The sequence below is a fragment of the Burkholderia stagnalis genome, from assembly GCF_039848545.1.
GTDB classification, from domain to species: Bacteria; Pseudomonadota; Gammaproteobacteria; order Burkholderiales; family Burkholderiaceae; genus Burkholderia; species Burkholderia stagnalis.
In genome coordinates, this window is the sequence record NZ_CP156687.1 from 345,793 (window position 1) to 364,301 (window position 18,509).

Genomic DNA, 18,509 nt, shown 5'->3' on the forward strand with positions numbered 1-18,509 from the left:
CTTCCCTCTGCCTGCCTCAGATGGTGGATTGGAGTGCCGCCGCGAACCGGTCGATCTGCGCGGTGGAGTGATCCGGCGTCACGGTCACGCGAAAGCGTTCCTGGCCTCGCGGAACGGACGGGAAATTGATCGGCTGGACATAGATCCGATGATCGGCCAGCAGCGTCTGCGCAACCCGCTTGATCCTTTCCAGGCCGGGGATGATGATCGGGACGATATGGCTTTCGGCATCGACGAAATCGATTCCGTGCTGGCGCAAGCGCGACTTCAGATAGGCGACGTTCCTGAACAGCGTCTTGCGGCGAGCGGTGTCGCCGACGATGTGATCGATGCTGGTCTGCGTCGCGGCCATCAGGGCCGGCGGCAGGGAGGTGGTGAAGATGAATCCCGGGGACAGGCTGCGGATGCAATCGACTGCATCGCGATCGCCGACGATGAAGCCGCCCGACGTGCCGACCGCCTTGCCGAAGCCACCCTGGATGAAGTCGACGCGGTGCTCGTCCAGTGCCTCGCACAGGCCCAGGCCATTGGGGCCGAACACCCCGAAGGAGTGGGTTTCGTCGATATAGGTCAGGGCGTTATATTGTTTCGCGAGCTCGACGATCTCCTTCACCGGCGCCAGGTCGCCATCCATCGAATACACCGATTCGAAGATGATCAGCTTCGGCCGCTCGAACGGCTCGGCGGCCAGGCCTCGTTCGAGGTCCGCGAGATCGTTGTGTCGGAAGATGTACTTGTCGCCCTTGAGCTTCCTGATACCTTCGATCATCGAGCGATGATTGAAGGCATCGGAATACACCACCACGTCGTTGAGGACGGAGACAAGCGCGCCGAGACTTTCCGTATTGGCCAGGTAGCCGTTATTGAAGATCAGCGCGCTGTCGCGCCCGTACAGCCGGGCCAGGTATCGTTCCAGGTCGACGTGCGCGCCGGTATTGCCGGAAATGTTGCGCGACCCGCCCGAGCCCGCGCCGAACTGCTCAAGCGCCTGCCGGAACGACGCAATCACTTTTTCGTGCTGCCCCATGCCCAGATAATCGTTGCTGCACCATACCTCGATGGCTTTTCCCTGGTGATTCGCCAGCGGAAAATTACCGGCACTGCGCGAAAAAGTCAGGAAATGCCGATAGGCATCCGTCGCTTTGAGCTGATGCAATACCTCACCGAACGCTTCGGAGTATTTGAATTTAACTTCGACCGTAGACATTATTGCCACCCTTTGTTTTATCCAGCACAAGAACCTCGGCCAGCGACAGGCGTGCCGGAATGGAAAACTCCTGCGTGATCAAATCAAGATGCCTCGACGGGAACTGTCAAATGATGTGTTTTTGTTGGAATAGCTAATTATCGATAATCAAATTCGATGCGGGCGCGGCGCTTATTCGATATCTGCCGGATCGATGCTGAGGATGGCCTTGCCGAGATTGCCGCCTGCCAGCATTGAAAGAAAGGCGTCGACGATATGGTCGAAGCCTTGCGTGATCGTTTCCGCGGCGACGATATCGCGACGCTGGAGGTGGGGGATCGCGAATTCCTCCAGTTCCTGCTGCAGGCTGACGTGGTTCTTCACGAGAAAGCCTTGCAGCGTCAGGCTCTTGCCGACGACATCGAACAGGTTGCGCGGCGCCGCGGGCGCCTGCAGCGCGCTGTATTGCGCGACCGCGCCGATCAGCGCCGCGCGCCCGTAATCCTTCAGCGAGTCGATGGCCGCCTCGAGCTGTTCACCCCCGACGTTGTCCAGATAGACATCGATGCCTTCCGGAATCAGTTCGCGCAATTGCGCGCTGACTTGCCCTGGGCGATAGACGAAGGCATCGGTATAGCCCAGCCCGTTCGTCAATTGCCGGGCCTTGTCCTCGGTGCGGGTGCTCCCGATGATGCGGCGCGCGCCAAGCAGCCTGGCGAACTGGCCAGCCGCGGTGCCGACGCCACCGGCCGCGGCCGAGATATAGACGGAGTCGCCCCGTTGCAGGCGGGCGATGCGGGTCAGGGCGACCCACGCGGTTAGGCCAGTGCCGCCAAGGATGCTCAGCCACGTGCTGAGCGGCACGCCGGCGGCGGGCCGGATGACCCGCACTTCCTGCGCCCTGACGTGGGCGTAGGTGCGCCAGCCCTGGCGATGAAACACCCAGTCGCCGGGCTTGAGCGTCGAGTCGGTCGTGCGCAGCACTTGGCCGATGGTGCGTCCTTCCAATGGCGCATTCAGGTCCCAATCGCCGTCCATGCATTCGCGCATGTAGGGATCGACCGAAAAATGCAGGTTCCTCACCAGCGCTTCGCCGGGCGACAACTCGGCAAGCGGCTGACGGACGAAACGGAAGTTTTCCCGACGGGGTTCGCCGTGGGGCCGTTCGACCTGGTGGACCAGCCGGTTGTGGGACGGCGAGTGGTGAAATTCGATTTCGTTCATTAACTATCCAGGATTATTGATAATGACCGGCGCGATGCCGTGCCCAAGTAGCAATATTCACGCGACGGTGGTTGAGTTAATAATTGAAAGAATTGAAATCGCATGCGCGTTGGTCATTGGCAACAAAATCGAAAAAATCACCAAAACGACGCAGGCGCATATCGACGGGATGCCGGATTGGATTCGATTCATTTTATTTGCGTAGACATTCTGCATAAGGTCGGACACAATAAAAACGGCAAATATCGAAATTTTCGTTTCCTCTTTTATGCGACTGATCGACCAGTTTCGGCGGCTTGCCGAGTTTCTCGACGGGCAGGACAGCCAGCCTGGTCTGACGGCGCTGGCGCGGGCCCTGAATTGCACCGAGCGCAATGCGCGGGGCCTGTTGCGCAAGATGGAGGCGCAAGGCTGGCTGCGATGGGAGGCCTCGCGTGGCCGCGGCCACTTTTCCCGGCTCACGATCCTGGTGCCGCCGCAGCACGCGGGGCTCGACCGTCTTGCCGCGCTGCTGGCCGAAGGCGAACTGGAGCAGGCATTTGCCAGCCTGGCGGACCCGCAGCGCCAGCAACTGCTGAAGCTGCTCCCCGATTTTCTCGGGATCCGGGCTGCGGGGTCACACGGCCATCGCCTGCGCATTCCCCTCTATCGTCCAGTGGATCTGCTCGACCCCTATCGCGTGATCAGCCGGCTGGAAGCGCATCTGGTGCGGCAGATCTTCTCGCGCCTGACCGAGTTCGACGGGGCTACACAGCGCCTGGTGCCGGCGCTGGCCCATCACTGGGAGCCTCAGGACGCGGGCCGGGCCTGGCATTTCTGGCTCAGGCCGAACGTCAGCTTTCACGACGGCAGGACCCTGGAGCCGGAAGACGTACGGCACACCCTGCTGCGCATGCGCGACGAACCGAGCCACTTCCAGCGTCTGTACCGGCACCTGCGCGATGTGGAAATCGGCGAAGGCCGGCGCATCGTCTGCCGCTTGAGCGAGATCGATCATTTGTGGCCGCATCGCCTGGCGGCGGCCAATGCGTCGATCGTGCCGCGCCACCGCAAGCCCGACTTCGCGCGCATGCCGATCGGAACCGGGCCGTTCAAGCTGACGCGCCACAGCGAATACCGCATCACGCTGTCGGCGTTCGGCCATCACTATCGCGAGCGCGCGCTGCTCGACGAAGTGGATCTCTGGTTTCTTCCCGCCTCCGAACCGGTGGACGAATTCGATCTCAGGTTCGGCCACTCGGCTTCCGATGCGCAAGGCAGCAAGGGTATCGTGCGCGTACAGGCAGGATGTACCTACGTGGTCTGCAACGCCACGCGCGACGTGTTCCGCGAAGTCGGGCAGCGGCTGGCGCTGGCGGACTGGCTCGCGCCGGGCCATCTGTTCGGCCGGGACGACCCGGCGCGGCGGCCGGCGGCCGGCCTGCTGCCGGCCTGGCGGCATCGCGTCGCGAGACCGGGGCCCAGACCTCCCATACCGGCACGGACCGAACTCACCCTGGTGACGGGACAGACCCACGACGAGCTGGTCCTGGCCCGCGCGATAGAAGCCAGGCTGCGCGACGCGGATATCCGGCTGCGCGTGATGGCGCTGCCCTATGCCGACCTGATCCGCCGCGACTGGCTGGATTCGGCCGACCTGCTGCTGGGCAGCGAGATCCTGCACGACGACGAGGATTTCGGATGCTACGAGTGGTTCGGTGCCGACAGCCTGTTCCGGCAGTGGATGCCGGCGCATTCCACCGTCGAGCTGGATCGCCGGCTGGCCGAGGTTCAGGCGAAAACCGACGCGGCTGCGCGAATGGCGGACTACGAGACGATCGGCCGGCAACTGGTCGAGGCGGGCTGGCTGATTCCGATCTCGCACGAGCACCAGCATATCGAAGTGGGATCGCGTGTGGCCGGCGTCGAGGCCGTGCCCTGGGGCTTCGTGCCTTTCGCCGATCTGTGGGTGCGGTGAGGGCGGCGGCACGCATCGGTCGACCGCGGCGCGGTCATAACGATTGCGCGAGCGAACGACGCGCCTACGCCGTCGGCCCTTCCATCACGCAGCCCCCATGATCCGCGTACCGAGCGAGATCCCGAGCCTGGACAGCGACGCATTGCCCGCGAGCTGGCGGGCCTCCCACCGCGCCAGCGCGGCATCGAACGCCTCGCCACGCGCGACGTCCCGCAACGCCTCGGCAAGATCGACCGCATTTGTCGCGGCCTTCGCGACGCCGGCCGCCGTATGCGGCCGCACGAGGCAGGCCGCGTCGCCGAGCAATACCACGCGCCCGAACACCATCCTGTCGACCGCGAGATCCTGAATGGCCTGGGCGAACGGCGCGCGCGTCGCGTCGACGAGCGAGGCGAGCGTCGGCGCGAGCATCCGGCGGCCCGCGTCGACGAGTTCGCGCCGATGGTCGTCCCGCATCGCGCCGGGCGGCAGCGAGCCGTCGCGCTGCGTGCCGTCCTGTGCGAGGAACAGCGCCGGCAGCCGGTCTGGCGCGAGACGCCGGTACCAGACCCAGTTCACGCGCCGCTCCCCGGGCTCGACCGCGCCGTCACGGCCGGGCACCAGATAAGTCAGGAACTGATGCGCATCGCCTTGCTGGAACGTGAAGCGGTTGCGCAACGTGCGCAGCACCGAATCGGAAAGCGCGCGTTCGTCGACGAGCCCGCGCCACGCGACATAGCCCGCATACGCGGGCCGCGCGTCCGGAACGAGTTGCGCGCGGACGTTCGAGCGGCCGCCGTCGGCGCCGACCAGCAGGTCGGCCTGCTCGACGCGGCCGCTCACGAAGCGCGCGATCACGCGGTCGCCGCCTTGCTCGAACCGCTCGAACGACTCGCCCGCGTGAACGATGCCGGCGGGCAGCGCGCGCTTCAGCGCCGTGTAGATCACGTTCCACGCGGTTTGCGTTTGCGGACTGCGGAGGCGTTGCACGATCCCGTCGTGCGCGTCGAGATAGATCCGGTCGACCGAATCGACGCCCGCCTCGCGCGGCACGGGTACGCCGCCGAACGCGAACGCACGGACGATCGGCGGCTGCAGCACGATGCCGCCGCCACGGCTGTCGAGCTCGCGCGGCGATTGCTCGAATACCTTGACGCGCCATCCGGCCGCACGCAATGCGGTCGCCGTGAAAAGCCCGCCCACCGATCCGCCGATCACGACAGCCAGCGGCCCCGATACGTCGTTCGTCATGCTCCGTTCTCCTCATGGAATTCTGGCGCGCGCGCGAGCGATTCGACGAAATCGATGAACGCGGCGACGCGTTTAGAGCCACGCTGATTCGGCAGGTAGAGCGCGGTGATGACCGAGCGGGCCGCATCGGGCGTGACGTCGTATTGTTCGAAGAGCCGGCGCAGCCGGCCCGACCGGACGTCCGCGCCGACCAGCCAGTCGGGCAGCAGCGCGATGCCGCCGCCGTCGAGCGCGGCATCCCGCAGCACTTCGCTGTGGTTCGACTTGAGGCGCCCGGCAACGATGACTTTCGTGGTGCCGTGGGCATCGGCGAAGGTCCAGGCCTGTTGATCGCCGCCGAAGTGAAAGCGCAGGCAGGCGTGATCGACCAGCTCGCCGGGCATCGCCGGCGTGCCGTGCGCGTCCAGGTACGCATGGCTCGCGACGACATAGCGCTGGAACGTGCCGAGCGGCCGCGCGACGACATCCGCGGAGGGCTCGGCCGCGCCGAGCCGGATCGCGACGTCGATCCGGCCGACGACGAGATCGACCCGTTCGTCGGTGAGCTGCAGGTCGATGTCGAGCTTCGGGTAGCGCGCGAGGAAGGCGGCGACGTGCGGCGCAATGCAGCGCGCGCCGTAGACGACGGGAACGGACACGCGCAACGGCCCGGACGGTTCGCTGCCGCGATCGGAGACGAGCGCGTCGGCTTCGGCGAGCGCCTCGAGCAGCCGCTTCGCGTGCGCGTAGTAGACGGCGCCCGCGTCCGACAGGGTCACCTGCCGCGTCGTGCGATTCAGCAGCACGGCGCCGAGCGACGCCTCGAGCGCATCCACGGCACGCACCACGGACGAAGCGGCGAGATCGAGACGTCGTCCCGCGCGCGAGAAGCCGCCGGCTTCCGCCACTTCCACGAACGCGCGCAGTGAGGAGAATTTGTCCATGTCGTTGCCTCGGTGTCGTCCGCAAACTTGCGTTGCATGCCGTTCGCGATCCTGTCGCCGGCACGCACGCGCTATCTTCCGATGCCGAAATGACCCGGCGCTTGCGAGGCGTACACGCGTACCCGTTGCTCAGGCCGCCGCACCGGCTTCGCCGTGACGCGCATAGTCGACGTATCCCGCGCGGTCCCCGCCATACCAGCCCACTGCCTTGGGCGCGGCGAGCGGCGCGTTCGCCGCGATGCGCTCGACCAGGTCGGGGTTCGCGATGTAGGCGCGCGCGAACGCGACGAGATCCGCGTCGCCGGCTGCGATCAGCGCGTTCGCGGCTTCCGGCGAGATGCCGCCGTTGACGATCAGCGTGCCGCCGAAGGTCTTGCGCGCGTGATCGACGATGCGCGGCAGATCGGGTTCGCCGCTCCACCCGTTGGTGTCGGCCGCGTGCAGATAGGCGATGCCGGCTTCGTCGAGCATGCGGCCGACGTACGCGTAGGTCGCGTCAGGGTCCGCGTCGCGCACGTTGTTGTATGTCGCGTACGGCGAGATGCGCACGCCGACGCGGCTCAGCGGCATCACGCCGCCCACCGCGTCGACGATGTCCTCGAGAAAGCGCGCACGGTTCGCGACCGAGCCGCCGTAACGGTCGTCGCGGCGGTTCAGCGTCGACGACAGGAACTGGTGCGGCAGGTAGCCGTTGGCCGCGTGGATTTCGACGCCGTCGAAGCCGGCCGCCATCGCGCGCACCGCAGCGCGCCGGAATTCGGCCACCGCTTCGACCACTTCATCCGTCGTCATCGCGCGCGACGGCGTCGCGTGAATCTTCGTGTAGTAGCCGTTGCTCAGCTGGGCCCATACCTGAAGCTGTTCGAGATCGTCGTTCACGCCGGACGGCGACAGCGGCGCCGCGCCGCCGAGCAGCGCCATCGAGCCGACGCGCCCGCCGTGCCACAGCTGCGCGAAGATGCGGCCGCCCTTCGCATGGACGGCGTCCGTGATCGCTCTCCAGCCGGCCGCCTGTTCGTCGGTGACGAGCCCCGGCGTCAGCTCGAACGGTGCGGAGGCCGGGCTGACGTGGGTCGCTTCGGTCACGATCAGCCCGGCGGATGCGCGCTGGGCGTAGTACTCGGCCATCAGTTCGGTCGGCTGGCCGCGCGACGGCGCGCGCGAACGCGTCATCGGGCCCATCACGACGCGGTTGGGCAGCGCGAGGCCGCGCAGATCGTAATTGCCGAGCAGGGAAGACATGACGGTTTCCTCTCACGTAAGGCAGGGCCGTGCCGGGGAAGCGGCCGATCCCGCGGGAAGTCGGGGGAGCGTGCCGGCAGCGTTGCTGCGCGCGAACGGCCCTGGCCGCCGCGGCGAGACAGGCCACCGCACTGCCGTCAGGTTAGAGGTCGATCGATCGCGGAGGAATACGTCCGGTGCGCAATCGAGCTTTGCGCACCGTGCAAAGGCCGCCGCATCGCGCATGCACCGGCCGCGTTCAGCCCCGCTTGCCCTGCAGCGTCGGAATCTGCTCGAACAGGCCGGCGAGCCAGTCGACGAACAGCTTGAGCTTGGCCGGCACGTGGCGGTTCGGCGGATACAGCACCGAAATCGGCCGCGGCGGCATATTGAAGTCGGTCAGCACCTCGCGCAAGGCGCCCGACTTCAGGTAGGGCTCGACGAGAAACAGCGAGGTCTTGATCAAGCCGATTCCCGCGACGCCGCACGCGATATAGGTATCCGCGTCGTTGACGGCCACCGTGCCGCACATCTGCATCACGCGCGGTTCGCCGTCGACCACGTATTCCCAGGCCCGCGGCCGCCCCGTGTCGGCGGAGACGTGGCTGACCGCGACGTGCTGCGCGAGATCGTCGACCGTGGCCGGTTCGCCGCACCGTTCGAGATAGGCGGGGGATGCGCAGGTGCAGGTCGTCAGGCTGCCGATCCGCTTCGCGATCAGGCCGGAATCGTCGAGCGCGCCGATGCGCACGACGCAATCGACGCCCTCGCCGACGAGGTCGATCTGGCGATCGGTCACGCCCAGCTCGATCATGATGCCCGGATGCGCGGCCAGGAACGCGGGCAGCGCCGGCACCATGATCTGCTTCGCCATGGCCGGCGGCAGGTTCACCTTCAGGCGGCCGCGCGGCGCGTCGCGCGCGTGGGATACCGACGCTTCCATGTCGTCGATCTCGCGCAGCACCGCGACGCAGCGTTCGTAGTAGGCCTGACCGTCCTCGGTCAGTGCGATGCGGCGTGTCGTGCGGTTCAGCAGCCGGCAGCCGAGGTGCTGTTCGAGCGCGCTCAGCAGCGCGGACACGCGCGGCGTGGTGAGCCCCGTGGTATCCGACGCGCGCGTGAAGCTGCCCGTCTCGACGATGCGCGTAAACACACGCATCGAAAGCAGTGTATCCATCGTTCGATCCTCTCCAACCCGTGAATCGTCGGCGCCGGTGCGTGCCGGCGCGCTGTCGTGTGCATGTGTGCGCCGCTATGCGTCGATGCGCTTCCTGAGCCCGTCGCCGGCGAACGGCATTTCGCGCATGCGCTGGCCGGTCGCATCGAAGATCGCGTTGGCGAGCGCGCCCGCGGTCGGCCCCATCGACGCCTCCGCCGCGCCGAGGAACGGCGCGCCGCGACGATTGATCAGATGAACCTTGATGCTCTGCGGCGCGGCCGAGAAGCGCAGGATCGGATAGCTGCTCCAGTCGAAGCTGCGAATGCGCTGCGTGTCGTATTGCAGCGCCTCGTACAGCGTCCAGCTCGCGGCCTGCACGATGCCGCCTTCGATCTGGTTGCGAATGCCGTCCGGCGACACGATCTGGCCGGCGTCGACCGCCGCCTCCGCGTGTTCGAGCGTCACGTGGCCGGTTTCCGGCACGACCGAGATCTCGACCGCGAGCGCGACGTAGGCCATCAGGTTCTTGTACTTGCCGAACGCGAAGCCGACTCCGCGGTTGCGCGCGCGCGGCGGCCGCGGCCAGCCGAAGCGCGTCGCGGCGAGCTGGATCACGTGGCGCGCGCGGTGATCCTGCATGTGCCGCAGCCGGAACTCGACCGGATCGACGCCGGCCGCGTGCGCGAGCTCGTCCATGAAGCTCTCGATCGCCCAGACGTTCGTGTGCGCGCCGAGCGAGCGCATCGCCGAGGTCTGCAGCGGCATCGTCGGCGAGAAGTGATTGACGACGTGCAGGTTCGGCAGTGCATACAGCGGGATCGCGTTGCGGTCGCCGCCGCCCTCGGGCTGCAGCATCGGCGTCGACGGCGCGGGCGCGAACGGCGGCTCCAGCATGCGCGCGGGCAGCAGCCGGCCCGCGTTGACGATCCGCTCGTTGTGCGAACTGCTCCACAGCGCGTAGTTCCAGTCGACGATATGGCCGCCCGCATCGAGCGACGCGCTGAGTTCGGTGACCATCGCCGGCGTGAAGTGATCCCACGTATGTTCCTGCTCGCGCATCCACTGCACGCGGATCGGCTTGCCTGGCAGCGCGGCCGCGATCAGCGCGGCATGCGCGGCCGCGTCGTCCGCGCCGTTGTGCCCGTAGCAGCCCGACCCTTCGGTGTGGATGCAGCGCACGCTTTCCTTCGGCATCGACAGCATCTCGGCGAGCGCGTCGCGCAGCGGGTAGACGCCCTGCGAGTGGGTCCACACGGTCAGCATGCCGTTCTCGAGCCGGGCGACCGCGCACGACGGCCCGATCGAGCCGTGCAGCAGGTAGTTCTTCCGGAACGTCGCGGCGAGCGTTTTGGTGGCCGGCGCGGTTGGCGCATGCGCGTTGGCGATCTCGATGCGCTGCGTCGCGATCCGCTTCAGGTCGTCGTGCACCGTCTTGCGATCGGGCAGCGGCCGGCCCGGCGACCAGCGGCAGCCGGCGGCCAGCGCCCGCTGCGCGACGACGGCCTGCCATTCGCCGCGCGCGACGACGGCGAGCATGCTGCCGTTGCGCACGATCCGCACGACGCCGGGCAGCTTCAGGATCGCGGCTTCGTCGAACGCGAGCAGCTTCGCGTCGTAGACGGGCGGCATCACGACGCGCGCATGCAGCATGTCCGGCAGCGTCATGTCCTGCACGTAGCTGACGCCGCCCGTGAGCTTGTTCGGAATGTCGACGCGCGGCAGCGACGTGCCGATCACCATGAACGTGGCCGGATCCTTCAGCGGCGACGTCGGCGTCGCGCTGCGATGCAGGTCGACGCTGCGCACCGCGTCGCCATAGCGCAGCGTGCGGCCGTCGGGCGCCTTGATCACGCCGTCGGCGGTCGTCAGCAGGCGCGCGTCGACGCCGAACTGCTTCGCCGCCGCGTCGACCAGCAGCCCGCGCACCTGCGCGGCGGCATGCAGCAGCGCGGAGCCGCTGTCCGCCATCGTGTGGCTGCCGGCGGTCAAGCCCTCGTCGGGCGATGCGCCGGTATCGGCGGTCAGGAAGGTGATCAGCGAGGGCTTCATCCCGAGCTCCTCGGCGGCCACCTGCAGCAGCGCGGTGCGCACGCCGGTGCCGAGCTCGACCTTGCCCGTGAACACGGTGACCTTGCCGTCGGGCGCGATCCTGATCCACGCGTCGAGCAGCGGGTTGGTCTTCAGGCTGCCGGGGAGCGCGGCCGTGGCTTTCGATACGTGCACGGCGGCGCCTTCGTCCGCGATCACCATCTGCGCGGCGGCGCGGGCGGCCGGCGCAAGGCTGAACGCGACGAACAGCGCGCCGGAAACCATGAAGTGCCGGCGGCCTTCGTCGATGTCGTCGTGGTCGTTCATCACAGTGACCTGGTGATCATGACAGGGGCGGACGCGGCGTCCGGCTCGGGCAGGCCGGCGGCCTGGCGCACGGCCGCCAGGATCCGCATGTGGGTGCCGCAGCGGCACAGATTGGGCTCCATGTGCGTGCGCAGCTCGCGTTCGGTCGGCTTCGGGTTGCGTTCGAGCAGCGCCTGCGCGCGCATGATCATCCCCGCGATGCAGTAGCCGCACTGCGCGGCCTGGTGATCGACGAACGCGCGCTGCAGCGGGCCCGGATGCTCGGCGCTGCCGAGGCTCTCGATCGTCCTGACGCGGCGCGCGCCGACGGCCGCGACCGGCAGCAGGCACGAGAACATCGGCTTGTCGTCGACGATCACGGTGCAGGCGCCGCATTGCCCGAGCCCGCAGCCGAACTTCGCGCCGTGCAGGTGCAGTTCGTTGCGCAATGCATAAAGCAGCGGCGTGGACGGGTCGATGTCGAGCGTGTGCTGCACGCCGTTCACGTTGAGGGTGATCATCGCGCGCTGTTCTCCTTTCTGAGCTTCGCGGCCATCGCTTCGACGCCGGTCCACGCGGGGCGATCGGAGTAGGCCGCGCGAATGTACGCGGCGAGGTCCGCGATCTGCGCGTCGTCGTACTGGTCGAGATACGGCGGCATGTAGTTGAGGGTGTCCTCGCCATGCCAGCCGATTCCGTTGAACATCATCTGGATCGCGTTGCGCGGCGTATCGGCGTTGACGGCCGTGCTGAACGCGAGCGTCGGCCGTTCGCCGATCGACTGCATAGGCGACGCAGGCCCGTGGCACTGCGCGCACGACGCCTGGAACAGCATCGCGCCGCGATGTTCGTCGGGCGTCGTTGCATTACGTGCTGCGACGACGGGCGCGGGCCGTGCGCCGGCCGGCTTCTGGATCGACAGGAGGTAGGCGGCGATCGCCTCGACGTCCTCCACCGGCACCGTCGCGAGATCGCGCGTGACGGGCAGCATCGGCCCGGCGGCCGCGCCGTGCTCGCTCGCGCGGCCGGTGCGCAGGTACGTGACGAGCTGCGCCTGCGTCCACGGGCGCACGGCCTGGCCGAGCGTATTGAGCGGCGGCGCTTCCCAGCCGTCGACGAGGCCGCCGTCGAAGGCCTTGCCGGCCTGTTCGCCGCCGATCGCGTTCAGCGGCGAATGGCAGGACGCGCAGTGGCCGAGGCCGTCGACGAGCGCCTTGCCGCGATTCCATTGCGCGGATTGCGCCGGATCGGGCTGGTACGCGCCCTTGCGCAGGAACAGGAGGTTCCAGAACGCCAGCGGCGGCCGGAAGTTGAGCGGGAAGATCAGGTCGTTGGCCGGCGCGGCCGCGCGCACGGGCTCGCGGGTCATCAGGTACGCGTAGGCGGCCGTGATGTCGTCGTCGGTCATCCGCGTGAAATGGATGTACGGAAACGCCGGGTAGAGCAGGTGGCCGTCGCGGGCGATGCCGCTGCGCAGCGCGCGCGCGAACGCGTCGCGCGACCAGCGGCCGATGCCGGTGTCGGCATCCGGCGTGATGTTGGTCGCATAGATCGTGCCGAACGGCGTCGCGAGCGGCAGCCCGCCGGCGAACGGCTGGCCATCCTTCGCGGTGTGGCAGACGATGCAGTCGCCGAGCGCGACGACGCGTGCGCCGGCGCGCACGCGCTGCGGATCGAACGACGCGCGCGCGGGCGGATCGATCGGTGCGATCGACGGCTGAACCATGATGCCGATCGCGATCGCTAGGCCGGCGATCGCGACGCCGGCCGCGCCAAGCCAGAGTCGTTTCGGCTTCATGCGGGTTCTGCGCGGCGGCAGGGATGCGCGACGGGGGTCATGCTGTCACTCCAGGAAGAGAGGCCGTGTACGGGCGATGGCCGCGTGCGGCGATGGGTGAGGGCAGTCTACGCGGGCGTCGACGCCAAATCCTGAAGCGAGGCTGAAACGTTCTGAATGCGGCCGTGTTTCGCGCGCGGGTCGCGCACCGCCCGTTGCGTCAGCGCTGCGCCGAAACCGGCAGCCGGAACGTCAACACCGTGCCGCCCCCGTCCCGCGGCGCGGCCTCGAGCGTCCCGCCGTGCGCTTCCATGATCGAGCGGCAGATGGCGAGGCCCATGCCCATGCCGTTCGACTTCGTCGTGAAGAACGGATCGAAGATCCGGTTCGCGATCCCGGCGTCGATGCCGGCGCCGCGGTCCGCGATGGCGACGACCACGTGGCCGTCGTCATGGCGCGACGCGACCTCGAGTTCGCGCGGCGCCGCCAGCCCGTCCATCGCGTCGAGGGCGTTGGTGACCAGGTTCAGGATCACCTGCTGGATCTGGGTTCGATCCGCCATCACGCAGATGCCGTTGCAGCGCAGATCGATGCGCAGCGCGACCTGCTTGGCGTCGATTTCGGGTGCGGTGAGATGCAGCATGTCGCGAATCAGCTCGTCGATCGCGAGCGGCGCCATCGCGGGCGGCGCCTGCCGGGCCAGCGAGCGCAAGGCCCGCACGATGTCGGCCGCGCGGTTGCCGGACGCGCGAATGTCCTCGAGGCTCGCGAGGGCTTCGCCGATATCGGGTTGCGGGCCGCGCAGCCAGCGCATGCACGCGCCGACGCTCGACACCACGCTCGTCAGCGGCTGGTTGATCTCGTGCGCGATCGACGCGGCCAGCTCCCCCATCACCGTCATGTGCGCGGCGCGCGCGAGCTCGGTGCGCGCACGCCTCAGCGCGGCCTCGGTCTCGAGCCGGCGCTTGTTCTCCTCGATCAGTTCCGCGTAGAGACAGGCGGATTCGAGCGCATTGGCCGCCTGCGGCGCAAGCACTTCGAGCATCGCGATGCGCCGCGGCGAAAACACGCCGTTGGTCAACGCGTTCTCGAGATACAGCACGCCGACCAGCGCCCCCTGCTTCAGGAGCGGCAGGCAGAACAGCGAGCGCGTCGAATGCGCGCGCAGGCTGTCGACGTGGTCGGGAACGCCTTCGCGCTGCGCGTTGGCGAGCACGATCGGCTTGCGGGTCCGCGCCACCGTGTTCAGGATCGACAGCGGGATGTCTTGCTCGGTGGGCTCGCTGCGGGCGATATCGACGATCACGTCGCTGCCGACGATCCGCGCGGCCGCCTCGATCGTCAGCCGCTCGTGCCGCGCGAGCAGCAGCAGGCCGTAGCGCGCGCCGACGTACACGATCATGTTGCGCATCAGCGTCTGGATCAGCCGCTCCAGCACGATTTCCTCGGACAGCGAGTGCGCCGCGCGCATCGCGAGCGCGAAGTCGAGATCCTCGCGCGCGGGCGAGGCCGCGCCGCCCGGCGGCGGCTCCATGATCAGGAACGGATGCTGCGATTCCATCGCCTGCGTCTTGCCCGTCGCGCCCCAGCGCCGGTAGCACGCATACGCGAGCCGAAGCTGATGGCGCGCGGGGCCGGCCAACCCGAGCGAGGCGGCGTGCCGTCCCGCCAGTTCGTGCGCGAGCGCCTGTTCGTGCACGAAGCCCCGCTCCGCCGCGAGTGCGGCGGACGTCTCGTACTGCTGCATCGCGACGACGTGCTCGCCGCGCACGCGTGCGAACTCGGCGTCGATCAGCGCGAGCTTGTTGCGGAACGTGGGCGGATTGCGCGCGCTCCATGACGCGAAGCGGGCACGCTGCGCGGCGTATCGCTCGAGCAGCCGATCGGGCGGCGTGGCGCCGCGATCGCTCGCGATGCCCGCCAGCACGCTGAAGAGATGGAAGTCGGACAGCATGATGTGCGCGGGCGTCGACCAGGCGAACGAAGCCGCCGCATCGAGCGACGCTCGCGCCGCGTCCGCCTCGCCGAAGATGAATGCGGCCTGGCCCGCGAGCACGTCGGTCCAGAACTGCAGGACCGACATCGGCGTTTTCGCCGACGCGCGGGCGCGCCAGGTGCCGATCGGCCGCCCGTGGCCGAGCTGCAGCGCGTCGACGAATTCCGACTGCGTGGAAACGAGGTCGACGATGTCGTCGTAGCGCGCGCTGCGCGCGATCTCCAGCAGCGGATCGATCTCGTCGCGGATGGCCGGCAGCGCTTCGCCCATCGCGAGCAGGTCGCTGACGATATGGTTGCAGCTGTAGCACATCCAGCGCAGTTCGGCGCTCGCGTTGCCCGCAGCCTTCGCGTCGCGGGCGCGCTCGAGCGCGTACGACAGCGGCTGGGTCCAGACGCTCACCTGGTCGAGCGCGATCAGCGTGGCCGAGCGGTAGCGCTCGAAGCCGTGACGATCGACGAGCGCGAGCGCGACCTTCGCGAATTCCAGGCCGTCTTCATACGCGTCGTGATGCTCGGCGATGCTGACGCCGTACCACGCGAGCCCCTGCACCGACGCGGCCGTGACGCCGTATTGCAGGGTCAGCCGGACCATCGTCGCGAAATGCAGCAGCATCAGCCCGTTGCTCGGATAGAACATCGCGGCCTCGAGCGCGGTCAGCAGCGCCATCGTTGCCTCGATGCGCGCGTCGGTCATCACGGGCAAATCGACGAGCTCGCGGATGTCGCGGCCGGCGAGCGCGTCGCGCACGGCATCGCAGGCCGCCGCGAAATCGGCCTCGGCGGGGGCGGCCGGCAGCGCCACGCCGAGCAGCGCCAGGCCGGCCAGCGCGACGTCGACCGCCTGCCGGTAGCGCGATTCGACGGTGAGTTGCGCGGCCTTCAGGCGATGCGCCTCGGCGCGATCGGCCGGCGTGCGCGTGCGCGCCATGAGTTCGTCGATCACGTCGGCCGCTTGCGCGGTTTCGCCGACCGCGAGGAGAATGCCGCCGCGCAGCAGGCCGATCCGGCTCGCGAGGCCAGGGTGCAGGCGCCATGCGTCGGGGCCGAGCAACGCTTGCGCGGACGCGAGAAACGACAGCGCGCGCTCGCGTGCCGCGGCCGCGACGGCCGCCTCGGCGGCCGTGACGAGGGCGTTCGCGAACGCGAGTGCGAGCGCGGCGTCCAGCGGTGCGGTTGTCGCCTGCTCGATCTGCGCCGCGAGTTCGAGCAGGGATTCCGTCGACCGCGCGCCGGAACGGGCGAGCATTGCGGCCGCGATGCGGGCGTGGTGCCGCGCGCGCTCCGCAGGCCCGCCGAGCGCGTGCACAGCCTCGAGGATGCGGTCGTGAGCGAAGCGCCAGCGTTGGCCGAGCATCGACACGAGGCCCGCCTGGCGCGCGGGGTCGAGCCAGCCGCGAAGTTCGGCCGGCGTCTGGCCGGACGCCGCGCACAACAGCGCTTCGTCGGCATCGGTGCCGATACAGGCGAGCAGGGCCAGCAGCGTTCTCGATTCGTGCGGCAAGCGCCGCATCCGTTTCGTCAGCAGGCTGACGACATTCTCGGTCGAATGGTGCGCGTCGACGTCGGCCGCATCCCACTGCCAGGCCCGCTGCACGGCGTCGTACCGGAGAAGCTGCTCGTCGATCAGCGTGCGCAGCAACTGCTGGACATAGAACGGATTGCCGCCGGTCTTGCGGTGAACGATGTCGCCGAGCCCGGACAGCCGCTCCGGCGCATCGCCGAGCATGCCGGCCACCATGCGCGCGACGTCGCGCGGCGCGAGCGGCGCGAGCGTCAGGGTCGAGACGCGGGGTGTGTCGAGCCGGCGCAGGAACCGGCGGAATGCGGGCGTGTGGTCGTGGTGCTGCGCGCTCCGATACCCCGCGACGATGCAGAAATTGGCTGGCGGATCGCGCGCGATCGACGCGAGAAACGCGAGCGTCGCGTCGTCGGCCCACTGGATGTCGTCCAGCATCACGACGAGCGGTTCGGCCGGCGCCGCGAACGCGCGGAACGCATTCACGACGATCTGGCACAGGCGAAATTCCGGCAGCGCATCGGCATGGCCGAACGCGACCGGTTCGACATCGAGCAGCCACGCGATCTCGGAAAAGATGCCGGACAGCAGATGCGCCTGGCGGCCGACGCAGTCGCGCACGCGTGCGGCGATCGCGGCGATCTCGTCGTCGCGCTTGGCCAGCGCGCTGCCGAACAGCGAGCGCAGCGCCTGCAGCACGGGCGCATAGGGGCGCGCGGGCTGGAACTGGTCGACTTTCCCCGCCGCGCGCCAGGATGCCGGCGCGGCCTCGCGCGCATGGCGCGCGAAGGCCTCGGCCAGCGCGGTCTTGCCAACGCCGGCCGGGCCGTCGATCAGCACGATCGCCGTGTCGCCCGTGCGGGAGACGGCCGACAGCACGTCGGCGAGCCGCCGCGATTCGGCTTCGCGGCCGACCAGCACGTCGGGGCTGCGCAAACGCGCAAGCGGATCGTGGCCGCCCAGCGCGAACGGCTCGATGCGGCCCGACGCCAGCCAGTCGCGCCGGAGCCGCTCGAGGTCGTGCTGCAGGGCTTCGCAGGACGGGTAACGGTCGGCCGGCTCCTTGGCGATCAGTTTCAGGATCAGGTCGCCCAGGATCGGGGGCGTGTCTTGGCGAAACGCCGCAGGCGGCGACGGCTGCATCGCGACGTGTGCGTGAACCCATTCGGACGTCGATGCGGCCTGGTAAGGCATCGCGCCCGTCAGCAGGCGAAACAGCGTGATGCCGAACGCGTACAGGTCGGAGCGCTCGTCGACGCCGGCGTTTTCCGGGACTTCGGGCGCCGCGTATGCGGCGAAATCCGTGCGCATCGCGTCCGATGGCGGCTTGTCGGTCTGCCGGTTCCATGCATGCGCGAACGACCGGAGCATGACCGTGCCGTGCGCGGCGATGACGAAGCTCGCCGGTTGCAGATCGCCGTGCAGCCAGCCGCGCCGATGCAGTTCGCCGAGCGTGCGCACCGCGCCGAGCGCGGCATCGAAAAACGCGCCGAGCGGCAGCCGTCCGTCCGCCAGCGTGTCGAACGCAGGCCCGTCCGCACGCGGATAGACGAGCACCGGGCCGTCGCAGGCGCGGATCAGCGCAACCGGCATGAGCGCCCATTCCGGTTCCAGCGCGTCGTTCAGTGCGTATTCGCGCTCGAATTGCCGGCAGCGCAGATCGCATTCCCACCAGGTCTGGCGCGCGCACCAGACGACACCCGTGTCGCGGTCCGTCAGGTCGAACGTCAGCACGTCGCCGGCGCGCGCCGCATTCGACAAGGTGGCGCGCGCGAGCCAGTCGGCGTCCATTCGGCTGGCGTCTTCCGGGGCACGCAAGGATGTGTTCACGGTCGGATAGCAGGCAGGGTCGGGCAGGATGGAGCCGGCTCGTGACGGGGCTTCGGCTTCGCGGCACGTGCATTGTGCGTCAGCCTGCAGGAAATTGCAGTAGTCCTTGATTCGGCCCCGTTCCCGGCGCGGCGCCTGCCGGCGCGGGATTAAA

Annotated in this window: 12 protein-coding genes; 2 read left to right on the forward strand and 10 right to left on the reverse strand. The window is 68.5% G+C overall.

The features are described from left to right. Positions 1–16: 16 nt before the first annotated feature. Positions 17–1,207: a 5-aminolevulinate synthase gene (gene hemA / locus ABFO07_RS32240; RefSeq protein WP_185633528.1), complete on the reverse strand. Its 1,191-nt coding sequence runs from the start codon at positions 1,205–1,207 to the stop codon at positions 17–19. 171 nt (positions 1,208–1,378) lie between these two features. Continuing rightward, entirely contained in the window at positions 1,379–2,410 is a 1,032-nt protein-coding gene (locus ABFO07_RS32245; protein WP_347469921.1) for an MDR family NADP-dependent oxidoreductase, read from the reverse strand. Positions 2,411–2,432: 22 nt separating this feature from the next. Between ABFO07_RS32245 and ABFO07_RS32250 the strand changes: the two genes are divergently transcribed. Together ABFO07_RS32250 and ABFO07_RS32255 are read left to right on the forward strand one after the other, a co-directional pair. Continuing rightward, on the forward strand, positions 2,433–2,615 hold the full coding sequence (locus ABFO07_RS32250; protein WP_059880650.1) for a hypothetical protein: 183 nt from the start codon (positions 2,433–2,435) through the stop codon (positions 2,613–2,615). Positions 2,616–2,678: 63 nt separating this feature from the next. Beyond that, positions 2,679–4,367 (forward strand): SgrR family transcriptional regulator, encoded by a 1,689-nt coding sequence (locus tag ABFO07_RS32255; protein WP_060149254.1) that lies wholly within the window; start codon positions 2,679–2,681, stop codon positions 4,365–4,367. A gap of 84 nt (positions 4,368–4,451) precedes the next feature. Here ABFO07_RS32255 and ABFO07_RS32260 read toward each other — a convergent pair whose 3' ends face one another. The 8 genes from ABFO07_RS32260 to ABFO07_RS32295 form a co-directional block, all read right to left on the reverse strand. Continuing rightward, entirely contained in the window at positions 4,452–5,597 is a 1,146-nt protein-coding gene (locus ABFO07_RS32260; RefSeq protein WP_347469922.1) for an FAD binding domain-containing protein, read from the reverse strand. Beyond that, positions 5,594–6,520 (reverse strand): LysR family transcriptional regulator, encoded by a 927-nt coding sequence (locus ABFO07_RS32265; protein WP_060149252.1) that lies wholly within the window; start codon positions 6,518–6,520, stop codon positions 5,594–5,596. The genes ABFO07_RS32260 and ABFO07_RS32265 overlap by 4 nt, the downstream gene beginning before the upstream one ends. A 129-nt stretch (positions 6,521–6,649) precedes the next feature. After that, positions 6,650–7,762 carry an alkene reductase gene (locus ABFO07_RS32270; RefSeq protein WP_347469924.1) on the reverse strand — a complete coding sequence of 371 codons (1,113 nt, stop codon included), beginning with the start codon at positions 7,760–7,762 and terminating at the stop codon, positions 6,650–6,652. Positions 7,763–8,000: 238 nt separating this feature from the next. Next, on the reverse strand, positions 8,001–8,918 hold the full coding sequence (locus tag ABFO07_RS32275; RefSeq protein ID WP_059566831.1) for a LysR family transcriptional regulator: 918 nt from the start codon (positions 8,916–8,918) through the stop codon (positions 8,001–8,003). A 75-nt stretch (positions 8,919–8,993) separates the two neighbouring features. Then, a complete protein-coding gene (locus tag ABFO07_RS32280) occupies positions 8,994–11,255 on the reverse strand; it encodes a xanthine dehydrogenase family protein molybdopterin-binding subunit (protein WP_347469926.1) in 2,262 nt (753 codons plus the stop codon). Further along, positions 11,255–11,755 (reverse strand): (2Fe-2S)-binding protein, encoded by a 501-nt coding sequence (locus ABFO07_RS32285; protein WP_059880631.1) that lies wholly within the window; start codon positions 11,753–11,755, stop codon positions 11,255–11,257. Before ABFO07_RS32285 ends, ABFO07_RS32280 begins: the two co-directional genes overlap by 1 nt. Continuing rightward, positions 11,752–13,032 carry a c-type cytochrome gene (locus ABFO07_RS32290; RefSeq protein ID WP_124596297.1) on the reverse strand — a complete coding sequence of 427 codons (1,281 nt, stop codon included), beginning with the start codon at positions 13,030–13,032 and terminating at the stop codon, positions 11,752–11,754. Before ABFO07_RS32290 ends, ABFO07_RS32285 begins: the two co-directional genes overlap by 4 nt. A 199-nt stretch (positions 13,033–13,231) precedes the next feature. Further along, a complete protein-coding gene (locus tag ABFO07_RS32295) occupies positions 13,232–18,316 on the reverse strand; it encodes a trifunctional serine/threonine-protein kinase/ATP-binding protein/sensor histidine kinase (RefSeq protein WP_347469929.1) in 5,085 nt (1,694 codons plus the stop codon). Between the last annotated feature and the right edge of the window lie 193 nt (positions 18,317–18,509).